The 14395-nt window shown below is 48.8% G+C and carries 13 protein-coding genes; 3 read left to right on the forward strand and 10 right to left on the reverse strand.

The window, feature by feature from the left end:
* On the forward strand, nucleotides 1-497 hold a 497-nt coding region (locus KDD36_06545; GenBank protein ID MCB0396291.1), incomplete at its 5' end, for a PhoH family protein.
* 52 nt (nucleotides 498-549) lie between these two features.
* Complete coding sequence (locus tag KDD36_06550) at nucleotides 550-1503, forward strand: phosphoribosylaminoimidazolesuccinocarboxamide synthase (protein MCB0396292.1); 954 nt, start codon at nucleotides 550-552, stop codon at nucleotides 1501-1503.
* A gap of 117 nt (nucleotides 1504-1620) precedes the next feature.
* Here the strand turns inward: KDD36_06550 and KDD36_06555 are convergent, their stop codons facing one another.
* Entirely contained in the window at nucleotides 1621-3942 is a 2322-nt protein-coding gene (locus KDD36_06555; GenBank protein MCB0396293.1) for a M1 family metallopeptidase, read from the reverse strand.
* A 152-nt stretch (nucleotides 3943-4094) separates the two neighbouring features.
* Here KDD36_06555 and KDD36_06560 point away from each other — a divergent pair, with 152 nt between their 5' ends.
* A complete protein-coding gene (locus tag KDD36_06560) occupies nucleotides 4095-4589 on the forward strand; it encodes a hypothetical protein (protein MCB0396294.1) in 495 nt (164 codons plus the stop codon).
* A 73-nt stretch (nucleotides 4590-4662) separates the two neighbouring features.
* Here the strand turns inward: KDD36_06560 and KDD36_06565 are convergent, their stop codons facing one another.
* The 9 genes from KDD36_06565 to KDD36_06605 form a co-directional block, all read right to left on the reverse strand.
* Complete coding sequence (locus KDD36_06565) at nucleotides 4663-5760, reverse strand: NADH:flavin oxidoreductase (protein MCB0396295.1); 1098 nt, start codon at nucleotides 5758-5760, stop codon at nucleotides 4663-4665.
* A gap of 196 nt (nucleotides 5761-5956) precedes the next feature.
* On the reverse strand, nucleotides 5957-6394 hold the full coding sequence (locus KDD36_06570) for a hypothetical protein (protein ID MCB0396296.1): 438 nt from the start codon (nucleotides 6392-6394) through the stop codon (nucleotides 5957-5959).
* Nucleotides 6351-7898: an aminotransferase class V-fold PLP-dependent enzyme gene (locus KDD36_06575; GenBank protein ID MCB0396297.1), complete on the reverse strand. Its 1548-nt coding sequence runs from the start codon at nucleotides 7896-7898 to the stop codon at nucleotides 6351-6353. The genes KDD36_06570 and KDD36_06575 overlap by 44 nt, the downstream gene beginning before the upstream one ends.
* 258 nt (nucleotides 7899-8156) lie before the next feature.
* Nucleotides 8157-9104, reverse strand: coding sequence for a DMT family transporter (locus KDD36_06580; GenBank protein MCB0396298.1), 948 nt, complete (start codon nucleotides 9102-9104; stop codon nucleotides 8157-8159).
* Between the two features lie 86 nt (nucleotides 9105-9190).
* A complete protein-coding gene (locus KDD36_06585) occupies nucleotides 9191-9877 on the reverse strand; it encodes a YggS family pyridoxal phosphate-dependent enzyme (GenBank protein ID MCB0396299.1) in 687 nt (228 codons plus the stop codon).
* Between the two features lie 38 nt (nucleotides 9878-9915).
* Nucleotides 9916-11160 (reverse strand): DUF1015 domain-containing protein, encoded by a 1245-nt coding sequence (locus tag KDD36_06590; GenBank protein ID MCB0396300.1) that lies wholly within the window; start codon nucleotides 11158-11160, stop codon nucleotides 9916-9918.
* A gap of 49 nt (nucleotides 11161-11209) precedes the next feature.
* Nucleotides 11210-12181, reverse strand: coding sequence for a D-2-hydroxyacid dehydrogenase (locus KDD36_06595; protein ID MCB0396301.1), 972 nt, complete (start codon nucleotides 12179-12181; stop codon nucleotides 11210-11212).
* A gap of 33 nt (nucleotides 12182-12214) precedes the next feature.
* Nucleotides 12215-13315: a 3-phosphoserine/phosphohydroxythreonine transaminase gene (gene serC / locus KDD36_06600; protein MCB0396302.1), complete on the reverse strand. Its 1101-nt coding sequence runs from the start codon at nucleotides 13313-13315 to the stop codon at nucleotides 12215-12217.
* Between the two features lie 120 nt (nucleotides 13316-13435).
* Nucleotides 13436-14392, reverse strand: a complete 957-nt coding sequence (locus tag KDD36_06605) for a hypothetical protein (protein ID MCB0396303.1) — start codon at nucleotides 14390-14392, stop codon at nucleotides 13436-13438.
* Nucleotides 14393-14395 lie beyond the last annotated feature (3 nt).

Here is a 14395-nt window from a genome sequence, read left to right on the forward strand (position 1 = left end):
AGGTGCGACGCATCATCCTTACCCGTCCCGCTGTTGAAGCAGGGGAAAACCTGGGTTTCCTGCCCGGAGACCTGAAGGAAAAGATTGATCCGTACCTGCAACCTTTGTATGACGCCCTTCATGATATGATCCCCGCCTCAAAACTACAGGCGTATATGGAAAATGGCGTGATCCAGATCGCTCCGTTGGCGTTTATGCGTGGTCGTACACTTGACCATGCATTCGTGATCCTTGATGAAGCGCAGAATGCGACAGAAAACCAACTGAAGATGTTCCTGACCCGGATGGGGCCGAGTGCCCGCTTTATCATCACCGGTGACGTGACTCAGGTGGATTTGCCCAGGAACCAACCCAGCGGCTTGTTGCAGGCCGAGAAACTTTTGCAGGATGTCAAAGGCATCGCATTTATTTACCTCGATCATGTAGATATTATCCGGCATAAGCTGGTGAAACGCATCGTGGAAGCTTATAATACGACCAAGCCGTCAAAAGTTTGATGGCGGCCTGATTTTAACAGAATAGATTGTGTAACGATAAATACAGACAGGAATGACAAATGCAGTAACAAAAACCCAATACCAGTTTCCAGGACAAGTAAGTCATTACCAGGGAAAGGTTCGTGACGTATATAATATCGCCAATAAACACCTCGTGATGGTGGTGAGCGACCGCATCTCCGCTTTTGATGTGGTATTGCCTCGCGGAATTCCCTACAAAGGTCAGGTGTTGAACCAGATTGCCGCCAAGTTCTTGCAAGCTACATCTGATATCGTACCTAACTGGGTGATCGATGTGCCGGATCCCATGGTGACCGTAGGAAAATACTGTGAGCCCTTTAAGGTGGAGATGGTTATCCGTGGTTATTTGTCAGGTCATGCCTGGAGAACCTACAAAAGCGGTGAGCGTGTACTGTGTGGTGCCACCATGCCGGAAGGAATGAAGGAGAATGACCGTTTTCCTGAGCCGATCATCACGCCGTCTACCAAAGCAGATGAAGGTCATGATGAGGATATCACACGTGAACAGATTATTGCTACCGGTCTGGTGAGCGAGGCCGACTACACGCAGCTGGAAAAATACACCAGAGCCTTGTTTCAAAGGGGTACGGAGATTGCCGCTGAAATGGGCCTTATCCTCGTGGATACCAAATATGAGTTCGGAAAAGATGAGAACGGTGTGATCACCCTCATCGATGAGATTCATACCCCCGATTCATCCAGGTATTTTTATAAAGAAAGATACGAGGAGCGCCAGTCCAAAGGTGAAGCGCAAAAGCAACTGTCGAAAGAGTTCGTTCGTGAATGGTTGATGGCCAACGGCTTTCAGGGTAAGGACGGCCAGCAGGTACCGGAAATGACCGATGACATCGTAAACCAGATCTCCGAACGTTACATCGAACTTTTTGAAAAGATCACCGGTGATACCTTTGAAAAGGCAGATTCCGACCAGGTACTCGACCGCATTGAAACGAATGTGAATGCCTTTTTGAAGGTGGGGGTTTAGTCTTTAGTAGATAGTAGTTAGTAGATAGTAGTTAGTAGTTAGATACAAAACATGCGGTAAAGGCAGACCTTCTCCAAAGAGCACCATACTATCTACTAACTACCATCTACTTAGTACTTAATTATTCGTCCCCTGTTTCTTTTGTTCGTAGTTCCGTTTTTGCTGCATCGGATTCTCACCGCGATTGCGCTCCCGTTGCTTGTAGAGCTGGAAGCGGGAAGGCATGAACTGCCGGGGGAAGTAATTGTTTGATACGTCTGTGTCCGCTGTTTCCAGGAAAGGGTCCAGGGTAAACTGAACCACCTCTTTGTCTGTTTGTACCACCTTGGTGATATGGTCATTGTCCATGGCCCATATCTCGGCGGGGAACCGGCGTACCTCTTTGGTTCCGTCCTCATATTCCAATTCCAATATCACCGGCATGACCAGTCCGCCCACGTTGGTCAGTTCCAGCTCATAGAAATGCTTTCCAGACTGAAGCAGGCCCTTTTCTTTGTCGTTCAGACTTTCCATATAATGGTTGTACTGATCGATATCCCAGGGTTGTACTTCCAGCGGATCATACTTGGTGTAGAAGTCGATCACCGAACTGTCTTTGTCCGATAGTTTGTCCAGATCCTGATTCCGGATAACGGTGATGTTCTTTGGGCCTTCTTCTCTTTCTTTTCTCTGTGCAGTCTTTTCCACTTCCGGGTTTTGGGTATCGATCCGGTACCATTTGATGTTATCGATGGAGATATCCACGTTGTCGGTGGTATAGAACCAGCCCCTCCAGAACCAGTCCAGGTCGGTACCTGAAGCGTCTTCCATGGTACGGAAGAAGTCTGCAGGATCGGGGTGCTTGAAGGCCCAGCGACGGGCATATTCTTTGAAGGCATAGTCAAACAGCTCATGACCCATAACGGTTTCCCGCAAGATGTTCAGAGCGGTGGCCGGCTTTGAATAACCATTGTTTCCAAATTGCTTGATGGATTCGGAGTTGGTCATGATGGGCATCATGGTGTTTTTGGCCCCTTTCATGTAATAAACGATCTGATTGGCAGGTCCCCGACGCAACGGGTAGTTATCTTCCCATTCGGACTCGGCGAGGAATTGTACGAAACTGTTCAGTCCTTCATCCATCCATGTCCACTGGCGTTCATCGGAGTTGATGATCATCGGAAAGAAATTATGCCCGACTTCATGGATCACCACACTGATCAGTCCGTATTTGCTGCGTTGTGAGTAGGTGCCGTCCTTTTCCGGACGAGGCCCGTTGAAACAGATCATGGGATATTCCATGCCACCGACCGGACCATTTACGGAGATAGCCACCGGATACGGGTAGTCGATGGTATACCTGCTGTAAACGTTCAGCGTATGGATCACGGCTTTGGTACTGTACATTTCCCAAAGAGGATTGCCTTCATTGGGATAGTACGACATCGCCATTACTTTTTTATTGCCGACTTTAACGCCCTGGGCGTCCCAGATAAACTTTCTGGAGCTTACCCAGGCGAAGTCCCGGACCTTTTCCGCATGAAAGACCCACGTTTTTTTACCGGTAGATCTCGACTTTTCATTGGCCCTGGCTTCTTCAGGTGTTACGATCAGCACGGGTTGATTTGCTGTTTCGGCTGTCTTCAGGCGTTTTTGTTGATCAGAGGTTAACACCTGTCCGGCGTTCTGAAGCACACCGGTAGAACCGACCATATGGTCCGCAGGTACGGTAAGGCTTACCTTGTAGTCGCCGAATGGAAGAGTAAATTCACCACGGCCGAGGAATTGCTTGTGCTGCCATCCATTAATGTCATTGTATACTGCCATTCTCGGAAACCATTGGGCAATCTCATAAAGGTAGTTGTCATCTTCCTTGAAATACTCATAACCGCTTCTTCCGCCCATCTTGTCATTATCCTGGATGTTATACCACCAGCTTACCTGCAGGGTAAAGGTACCTTTGGGGGCAAGGGTTGCAGGTAGGTCTACCCTCATCATTGTGTTGTTGATGGTGTAAGGTAAATCCTTGCCGTTTTTGTCTTTTACGGCAGTGATCTTGAAGCCGCCGTCGAAATCACTTTCCATAAACCGTTCTGCCTGTTCAAATGTGATGTTGTCCGGCAGGGAACCTGTGCGCATGGCATACGACATGGAATTCTTGGACCTCACGTTCTGATCAAGCTGAAGCCATAGATAAGTGAGGGGGTCCGGTGAGTTGTTGAAGTAAGTGATGGTCTCCGATCCGGTGATCCGTTGTTGTTGGTCATCAAGCTCCGCCTTGATCACATAATCGGCCTTTTGTTGCCAGTATTCATGTCCGGGAGCACCTGAGGCGGCGCGATAGACATTGGGTGTGGGTAGTTCCTGTCCGAGTTGTTTGAATCTGGAATTGTTGATGTTTTGTGCTTGCATGGCTACGGCACCAATACAAAGCAGGCCAACGGAAACGATGGTTTTCATATGATCTGGAAATAGGATAAATACTGGGTGACCAGTCTCAAATGTACGGAAACAGGATTGATGTATAAAGTACGAAACTGCAATTTTTTAATACTTCGTTAGCGTATTTCTACCTTTGTGGCAGACAGACATACCAAGTCAAAGACGATATGATGAATATGATTGTTGCATGGTTGTTCTGGTGTGTGCCGCTTCATCCGGTACACCTGAGTGTTTGCGAGGCGAACTACAATCCCCATAGCCAGAACCTTGAACTGGCCCTGAAAGTATTTGTGGAAGATATGGAGCAAAGCCTGATGGAACGCACCGGCAAGGAGGTCCGTTTCGGAGATGATCTCACGGATGCACGCCACGACAGCCTGATCAACGTATACCTTCAGGAGGTTTTCCTGGTCAAAGCGGATGATAGTCTGCTGACCTGGCACATGCTGGGAAAAGACGGCCAGCTGGGTGATATGTGGATATACATGGAAGTACCCCTGGCGGACGGATTTCAGGAACTGGTTTTTGAAGACAAGGTGTTGATGGACCTGTTCGCGGATCAGAAGAATCTTATTCACTTTACTTATGGTGAGTTTAAGCAATCTGTAGCCTGTACGGTGCTGGAGCCGGTGGGAAGGGTGTTGTTAGGGGGGAGTAGGCAGTAGGCAGTAGGCAGCAGGCAGGAGGCAGGAGGCAGGAGGCAGTGCGCTGCCTAAACCTTAGACTTTGAACCTTAAGCTATACCGATACAAATCCCGGCCATCGCTTCATATATTCGATGAAGGCAGGGCCGAGGTGTTGTTTTTTCAGGTGTTCTTCTGTGTAGGGGGGAGGAGCAGGAACATAGTCCTCTGACCTGACCTTTTCGGGCCAGTCGGTATCACCGATGGCCGCCTTGCCGATGGCCAGCATATCAGCGCCTTCGTCCATGGCCCTTGTCAGGTCAGCCTTCGTTCGGAGTTCGCCCGCCACCATCATCACCACATCCTTGGGGATCACATCCCTGAAATGTTCTATAATGGTTGGCCCTTCCGGATCATGGTCGGCTTTCTTGAACGCGTCCCAGATGGACACATGTATGTAGTCTGCCCCGCTGTGCGAGAGATAGTGGGTGAGGGCCAGGCTTTCATTCAGGTCGATGCCTTCTGCAAAACCACGACTTTCGGGAGAGATGCGCACACCCACGATGAAGCTTTCCGGTACGTTGCGACGTACGGCAGAGAGGCATGACAGGATAAACCGGAACCGCTTTTCCATGCTGCCACCCCACGCATCCTCCCTTTGATTGTAAACGGTGCTCAGAAACTGACTTAGCAAATAACCATGTGCGCCGTGAAGTTCAACGCCATCGAAGCCCGCCTTGTAAGCCCGCTGTGCTGCTTCTCCAAATGCAGTGATCACCCGTTGTATGTCTTCGGTGGTCGCTTCGCGGATCAGCATCTCCGAACCATCCCTTTTCTTTATCGCCTGGGCCGAAGCACTGAAGGGCTGCTTGCCGGTCACATCTTCCGGTGCCCGCATACCACCGTGGTAAAGTTGCACGATCGCCAGGCTTCCGGCATCCCGGATACCCTTTGACAAGCGGGTCAACCCGGGAAGCAGACGGTCATTAAAAATGCCCAGCTCACCCTGCCATCCCTGTCCGTCTTCTGTCACATGCGCCGCGCATGTAATAATGGTGCCGAATCCGGCCCTGGCCCTGCTGATCAGCCATTGGTATTCGTCTTCTCCCAGACTGCCATCTACATTGCTTTGCACATTGGTCATGGGTGCCAGGACCAACCTGTTGGATGCGGTTTTACCGGCTTTTTTAAATGTGATGGGAGTGTGTGGCAAGGTTAGTTGTTAGTAGATAGTAGTTAGTAGATAGTCATTAGAACATCATCACACCAGCCTGCCTTGCAATGGCTAGTGCTTCGGCTGGCAGGTCACCACACCAGCCTGCCTTGCAATGGCTAGCGCTTCGGCTGGCAGGTCATCACATCACCACATCACCAAATCACCACATCACCAAATGTCAAATGGTCTCAGGTTATGGCAGCTTTGTGCCTTTCGCGGCCCACCATGGACGTACATCAATCTTTATTCTTCCTGCTTTTACTGCAGGGTCGGCTTCAGCCAATGCGCGCGCTTCTTCCTTGTCCTTTACATTGGTGTATATGGCAATACCGCGGTATTCCGTGTCTTCGTCAAACGGTCCGGCCATGCATATTTTACCTGCTTTGGCCAGGCTGTCCAGATGAGCCATGTGTCCCGCCTGGATCTTCTCAAGTTGCAGGGAATCTAATTCAAATGCCTTATCCCCACGCATGAGGAACACCATGTAGTATTTCTTCATGACGTAAACGGTGTCGCCTTGCTTGTGCTCAAAAGTATCCTGAGCAAGCGATGTTAATGATACCCCTAAAAAGAGTGTCAGGACAAGGCTAAAGCGGACGGTTAAGCCATTGGTCCACCAGGCGGCTTTCATCGGACGGCGTGCTTTTGTGTTCGAACTCATTGGTTTTTGAATTGTATTTATAGTCGGCAGCATAGATTTCATGGTTTTCCGCGACATCGGTGATGGCCTTCACGAACAAGCGTGCTTCTTCGTTTGTTGTTGTCGGGTGTACAGACAAGCGTACCCAGCCCGGTTTATCACTCATGTCTCCCAGATTGATCTTCTCGGTGATTGACTTCGAATGGTCTTTATCAACATGAAGGAGGTAATGTCCATAAGTACCCGCACATGAACATCCTCCACGTACCTGGATTCCGTACTTGTCATTCAAAAGCTGCACAATGAGGTTGTAATGAGCCTGGTCAATATAAAAGGAGATGACGCCCAGGCGTTCGCGGATGTTTCCCGCCAGAATGTGCAGATTGGGGATGGCCTCCAGTCCCGGCCAGATAATGTCAATCAGCTCTTTTTCCCTGGCGAGGATCTTTTCAGTGTTCATGGCTTCTTTCAGCCGGATACACATGGCAACCCGAATGGTCTGAAGGAAGGAGGGGGTCCCGCCATCTTCCCTTGCTTCAATATTGTCGATGTATTTGTGTTCACCCCATGGGTTGGTCCAGTCTACGGTACCTCCTCCCGGGTTGTCGGGGACACGGTTGGTGTATAAGCTTTTGTTGAAAATGAGGATGCCGGAGGAGCCGGGCCCGCCCAGAAACTTATGAGGGGAAAAGAAGATGGCGTCCAATGCCTGCTCTTCATTCTTCGGATGCATGTTGATGTCGATGTATGGCGCAGAACAGGCAAAGTCAACAAAACAAAGTCCGCCATGGCGATGCATGATGGCGGCCATTTCATGGTAGGGTGTTTTGATACCGGTGACATTTGAACATGAGGTGATGGCCGCAATTTTAACTTTCCTGTTTTTATACCTGTCCAGAAGTTTCTCCAGACTGGAAAGCTCAACCAGTCCCTCTTCATTGGCATCCATGATCTCCACGGTGCATATGGTTTCCAGCCAGGTGGTCTGGTTGGAGTGGTGTTCCATATGAGTCAGAAAAACCACGGGTCTTTCTTCATCGGGAATGTGAATACGGTCACGGTATCGTTCGTGTATTTTAAGTCCGAGAATCCTCTGGAACTTATTCACTACGCCTGTCATGCCGGAATTGGAAGAAATGATGATGTCATTCTCGCTGGCATTCACATGGCGTTTGATCAGATGCATGGCATGGTGGTATGCCTGCGTCATGGTGGACCCGGTGAACGAGGTCTCCGTATGGGTGTTGGCTACGAAGGGTGCTACCTCGTTTTGCATGCGCTCCTCAATGGGACGGTAAAGTCTTCCGCTTGCCGTCCAGTCGGCATATGAGATCACTTTCTCCCCGTCAGGACCGGAAAAGGTCTGGTCGATCCCGATGATGTTTTTCCGAAAAGGCTCGAACCACTGTTCCAGCTCCGAAACGGCGGTTTTTATTTGTACAGCTTTGTTCTCCACAAAACAAAAATAAGAGATAATTGGAGATTGTGGAGTCATCGATGTTACTCTGTGAAACTCTGTGCATTCTCTGCGATACTCTGTGCTAAAAAAGGAAACCGAACACATATAACACAAAGGGCACAGAGCAACCTTTAAAGAAACACCTCCGTGTAACTCCGTGCATTCTCCGTGAAACTCTGTGTTAAAAACATACCTGGCACAGCGTGTTTATAGAAGTCACAAAGTTTACAGCGGTTTGTGAGAATACCGAAATATTCCCGGGTAGGTCAGATCGTTAAGATATTTTGCCAATACTCAATTCACTACTGCATGAGCCAGGCTTTCCCTCCAAACCAGTACCACAACACCGGTGATGGCCAATATGGCACCCGCAATGGATGGCAGGGTGATCTTTTCTTTATAGTAAAGAACGGCGATGGGTAACACCATGATAGGCAATAAGGAAAAAATGGTTTGCGCAACGGATACCTTCAGAAGGGTGATGGCATAGATGCTCAGTGAAACAACGATCACAGGACCCAATACTGCTCCCGTGATACTATATAATATAGCCGTCCGGTTCCCGCTTAACAATGGCCGGGTGACCCTTCGAAGTCTCCCGGAAAGTATTGTGATCGTGTAAATGGCAATGGTGCCGGTGACCATACGGATCCATGTGGCATGAAGAACGTGAAGCCCCGGCGTGGTTTGGGTCAATCCCTTCTTGGCAAGAACCAGTCCGGTGCCCTGACAGACAGCACCTGCAAGTGCGTAAACAACGCCTTTTCCGAAAGAACCGTGTTCTTCGGTAAAACCTTCTTCACGCTTCGGCTTGTTGAATATGAGCAACAGAATGCCTGAAATGGTGACCAGCATGCCGACAATGCCAAACACGTTCAGGGTTTCCCCAAGAAGCCAATACCCTCCTGCCAGCGCTGCAATAGGCGCAACAGTGGTAAATGCACTTGACAATCGTGCGCCGAGAATGGCAAAGCTGGTGAAGTTAAAATGATCACCCAGGGCCAGGCCGATGATGCCGGATAAGCCCAGCCATATAAAGTGGGATGGCAATGGAGTGGTGAACAGTTTAATGGGAGAGATACCCATCGCAACGGAGGCCATGATGGTTAGCAGCAATGTGGCGATAACCAGTCGGAAATGATTAAGTACGTTGGCTCCTATACGGCGCGCTCCCTCAGTGAATGAGAAGATGCTCAAAGACCAGCACATGGTGGTTCCCACGGCGATCAGGATACCTGTCATACGGCAAAAGTGCTAACCATTTTGTTAAGGGAGAAGCACGAAGGTATGAAATAGGTGACTTGTTATGTTGGGGGTGAATAATTTTCTCACACCTGGTAAGACCGTGAACCGAAGATCATGCTTCCCACCCGAACCATGGTGCTGCCTTCTTCCAGGGCAATCTGATAATCTCCGGACATGCCCATGGATATTTCCTTGAAGCTTAGTTGATCGGCGAAGTACTTTTCACGCAAAGAGTCGAAGATTCCCTTCAGGTTCCGGAATTCACTTCTTACTTTGTCCTGGTTGTCAGTAAACGTGGCCATTCCCATCACGCCATGAATGGCGATGTGGTTCATGGCTTTGTATTCTTCGCTTTCCAGTAGTTGTCTCGCTTCATCTATATTCAGGCCGAACTTACTTTCCTCTGTGGCAATATGAAATTGGAGCAGGCAGGGAATCACCCGGTTGTTTTTGGCGGCCTGTTTGTTGATCTCTGCCAGCAGCTTGAGACTGTCTACCGCATGGATCATGGCTACGAAAGGCGCAATGTACTTCACCTTGTTGGTTTGCAGGTGGCCGATAAGGTGCCATTGTATATCCGGGGGCAGGACCGGTTGTTTGGTTTGAAGCTCCTGTACCTTGTTCTCTCCGAATATCCGCTGACCGGCGTCATAGGCTTCGCGGATCACTTCCGGGGGGTGGGTTTTGGATACGGCGATCAATGAGGCTCCGAAGGGCTTCAGTTCATTGTTGATCGTCGTCAACTGAGTAGCAATATGATCCTGGGTCATAAAAAAAAGCCCCGCCGGTTCTGGCGGGGCGGTATTAATCAATTCAATCCGTGGACTACAAGTCCGCTTCTGAGTTTAGGTTCAAACCATGTCGTTTTAGGAGGCATGATGTTACCGGTATCGGAAATCTTGATCAGCTGATCAAGGGTCACGGGGTAGAGGGCAAAGGCGACAGTCATTTCACCGCTGTTCACTCTCTTTTCCAGTTCACCAAGGCCGCGGATTCCGCCAACGAAATCAATTCGTTTATCCGTACGAAGGTTTACAATATTCAGGATCGGTTCCAGTACCTGTTGCGAAAGCACAGTCACGTCAAGCACACCGATCGGGTCATTGTCATCGTACGTTCCGGCTTTGGCTGTCAGGGAATACCATTTTCCATCAAGGTACATACCGAAGTTATGCAGGCCGGTCGGACGGTGTTGACCGGAAGCTTCACTAACTTCAAATCCCTCGGAAAGCTTTTGAAGAAAATCTTCTTTAGACAATCCGTTCAAATCCTTTACTACACGGTTGTAGTCGAAGATCTTCAATTGGTTGTCGGGGAAATTCACGGACAGGAAATAATTAAATTCTTCCGAGCCGCTGAAGCCGCCGTTTTCCTTACGTAGATCCTGACCTACAAGGGCTGCTGCCGCGGTTCTGTGGTGACCATCTGCCACATAAACACTAGGGATGCTGTTGAAGGCATCGCTGATCTGTTGGATGGTAGCATCGTCATCCACAACCCAAAGTTCGTGGCGGATGTTGTCGTCTGCAGTGAAGTCGTATTCCGCAGGTTTGCTGCTGGTAACCTTGGTCATGACTTCGTCCAGAGAGGCGACAGCGGGGTAGGTGAAAAATACCGGCTCTGCATTGATGCCACTGATCCGAACATGTTTCTTGCGATCTTCTTCTTTGTCCGGACGGGTCAGTTCGTGCTTTTTGATGACATCATTGAAATAGTCATCAACCGCAGAACAACCAACGATACCCGTTTGCTTACGTCCGTCCATGGTTTGTGCATAGATATAGTAGCAGTCTTTGTTGTCTTGAAAAAAGACGCCATCTTCAATCAGTTTCTTGAAGTTGTCACGGCCTTTTTCATACACTTCCTGGGCATAGTGATCTATACTCTCCGGGAGATCAACTTCCGGTTTTACCACGTGAAGGAATGAGTAAGGTTTACCCTTTACTTCTTCCCGTGCTTCTTCGGAGTTCAATACATCGTATGGGCGGGATGCCACTTCAGATACCTTATCCTTTACAGGGCGATATCCTTTAAATGGTTTCAGTACAGCCATTTTTTTGGTAGATAGGTGTTAGGCTATGAAATCTTAGGTCCTGTTATGATCAGGAACCTACGGTTTGTTGTTTGTAAGAGGCGATAAGAAAATCAGCCAGTTCCTCACCGATGCGATCCTGTGCTTCCTCTGTAGCCGCACCGATATGCGGGGTCAGGGAAATCTTCGGATGGGTAAGCAATTCGGTACGTGGAGTGGGCTCATTTTCAAATACGTCGATACCGGCGTGGGCTACCTTTCCGCTGTTGAGAGCGTCAACCAATGCCAGTTCGTCGATCATTCCGCCGCGCGCAGTATTTACGAGTACCACACCATCTTTCATCATGGCAAGCTCTTCTTTTCCGATCAAGGCTTTGTCGCCAATCTTCGGAACGTGCAGACTGATAAAATCAGACTGAGCAAGAAGATCTTTCAATGGAACGGTTTGAATCTCAACGGAAACTTCCTTTGTGCCCGCGATTTCCAGGGTTACCGTTGCGCTCTCGATGCCACGGTCAGTAGCGATTACGTTCATGCCGCAACCCAGAGCATATTTGGCGGTAGCCTGACCGATCCGTCCGAAACCAATGATACCGATGGTTTTTCCGCGAAGCTCGGCGCCTTTGGCATACTTCTTTTTCAGGGCACCGAATTCGGTTGCACCTTTCACCGGCATCTGGCGGTTGCTGTCATATACAAAACGAACCATATTGAACAGATGAGCGAAAACCAGTTCGGCAACGGACTGTGAAGAAGCGCCTGGGGTATTGAAAACGGTACGACCAATGGAACGGGCATATTCTACATCGATGTTGTCCATTCCAACGCCACCGCGACCGATATACTTCAGGTTGGGACATGCATCGATCAGCTCTTTGCGTGCTGTTGTGGCGCTGCGAACCAGAAGTACTTCATAACCTTCCTTGTTGATCGCTTCGGCCAATTGTGCCTGATCTACCTTGTCGGTTACCACTGTAAAGCCTGCCGCCTCTAGTTTCTGTTTACCAGCGGGTGAAATTCCGTCATTTGCTAAAATCTTCATGGATATTGGGATTTGAATATGTAATGGTTTGTATTAACCGTTTTTAGTGGCAAGTGCCTGCATGATTTCAACGAGCGCCTTTACGCTGTCTGTGCCCATGGCATTGTACATGGATGCGCGGTAGCCGCCAACAGAACGGTGTCCTTTCAGGCCACTGATTCCAGCTTCTTTCTGCATGGCATTGAATTCTTCTTCCAGTTCCGGTTTGGTCAGGACGAAGGTCAGGTTCATCACAGAGCAATCCTCTTTTTTCGCAGTAGGTTGGAACAATGGGTTGCTTTCAAGCTCGGTGTAAAGGATGTTAAACTTCTCCTGGTTGCGCTTTTGTGCGAATGCAACACCACCGTTATCTTTCAGCCACTGCATGGTGAGCATGGAAACATAGATAGGGAATACAGGAGGTGTATTGAACATGGATTCCTTTTCAATGTGTGTCTTGTAGTTCAACATGGTTGGGATGTCACGTCCTGCTTTGCCGAGAAGGTCTTCTTTAACGATCACCATGGTGGTTCCGGCTGGTCCCATGTTCTTTTGAGCACCTGCGTAGATCAGTCCGTATTTGGATACATCTACCGGGCGGCTGAAAATATCGGAAGACATGTCTGCAACCACAGTGATAGGTGCGTCAATGTCCTTTTTGTATTGGGTTCCGAAGATGGTGTTGTTGGTGGTGATGTGCAGGTATGCAGCATCTGTAGGGATCGTGTAATCCTTCGGAATATAGTTGTAGTTCTGATCCTCGGATGAGGCAATGATATCGACCTGACCGTATAGTTTGGCTTCTTTTGCAGCTTTGCGGGCCCACTCTCCTGTGTTGATGTACGCTGCCTTGCCATTAACCGGCAGGAGGTTGCATGGTACCATGGTGAATTGTGTGCTGGCGCCACCTTGCAGGAACAAAACCTGATAACCTTCAGGAACCTGGAGCAGATCCTTTACCAGGGCTATGGCCTTGTCCATTACCGCAATAAACTCTTTGCTTCGGTGTGACATTTCCATCAGAGACAGGCCTGAACCTTCGTAGTTCAGAACAGCCTGAGCGGCTTGTTTAAATACCTCCTGTGGCAAAATGCCCGGGCCGGCACTGAAATTATGGATTTTCTTCACGTCAGTTGGGTTGAGAACCTGGCTCATGATACAATGTTCATTAGGGTTAGTATACCTTGATTTTAAAGGGTTTGCAAGTTAAGAATAATGTTATGAATTCGCTACTAACGGACGTTACGAAATCTGCTTAATTTTAGAAGTGAGAACCTATTCCTCTTTCTTCTTGAACAAACCTTTTTGCACGCCTTGTTCCAGTTGTTGTCGTTCTTCCTGGCTGGGGGCCTGCTCGGAGATGGTGTTGTTGGAAGGGTTGGTAATGTTCACGTTAGGGATGTAGATCCACTTGCCTTCCTTCAGTTCCAGGGCGTCATAGGTGAGGTCGGGACCATAGTAAATGAACTGACCTTCAAGTTGAGGTTTCGAAGGGGCAAGGTGGTCCATGATGATCCGATGCGGCTCCGGGTAATACCGGATGGACATAATCGCCTGTGAGGAGTATTCATAAATAAGCCGGTAGGGTCGTGCCTTGGGAATCATGAAGATAGGTGCGCCAAAGCGAAGCTTTCCTTTATCAAAGTAAATGACATCAATTACCTTCTTGGTGGTCTGAGGATTATTGCCGTCCCATCCGATCAGGGTATAATAAGTGCTCCTTTTTTTCTGTTCGGGAATGATGGAATAGTATAAGGCTCCGTACCAGTTATCCGCTCCCAGTAACTTGCTCTCCGGATCTGATATTTCCGCAGACCCGTCGGTTAAAGAAAATAGCATGGAAGATTTTTTCTTTTTATCGTAAGTCTGAACCATCCCGAAGTACCTGAAAGTTCCATCGTCCAACGGCATGTTCCAGTTAAAAATCCGAAATGTGCGATCCGGTGCTGTCAAACGTGCAATGGATGATAACGAATCGAAGGGGTAAAGAAATGATTTATCCCTTTCGAGTGTGGTTTGAAGCAGGGTGCTGAATTGCAGACAAGCTTCCGATCGTTCCGGATCCTTTTTTCCGTAAAGAATGTGATAGGCCAGTACCCGGAGAGAATCTTCTCTGGCTGCAAATGCTGCCTTTTCTTCGGAAGTTAGTTTTTGTCGACCGGAAGCATCCTGCATCAGGAAAAGACACAGGCATGCCAGTACATAGGGGAAAGAGCGTAACATCACCTTCATAAA

The organism is Flavobacteriales bacterium (assembly GCA_020435415.1).
Classification (GTDB): domain Bacteria; phylum Bacteroidota; class Bacteroidia; order JACJYZ01; family JACJYZ01; genus JACJYZ01.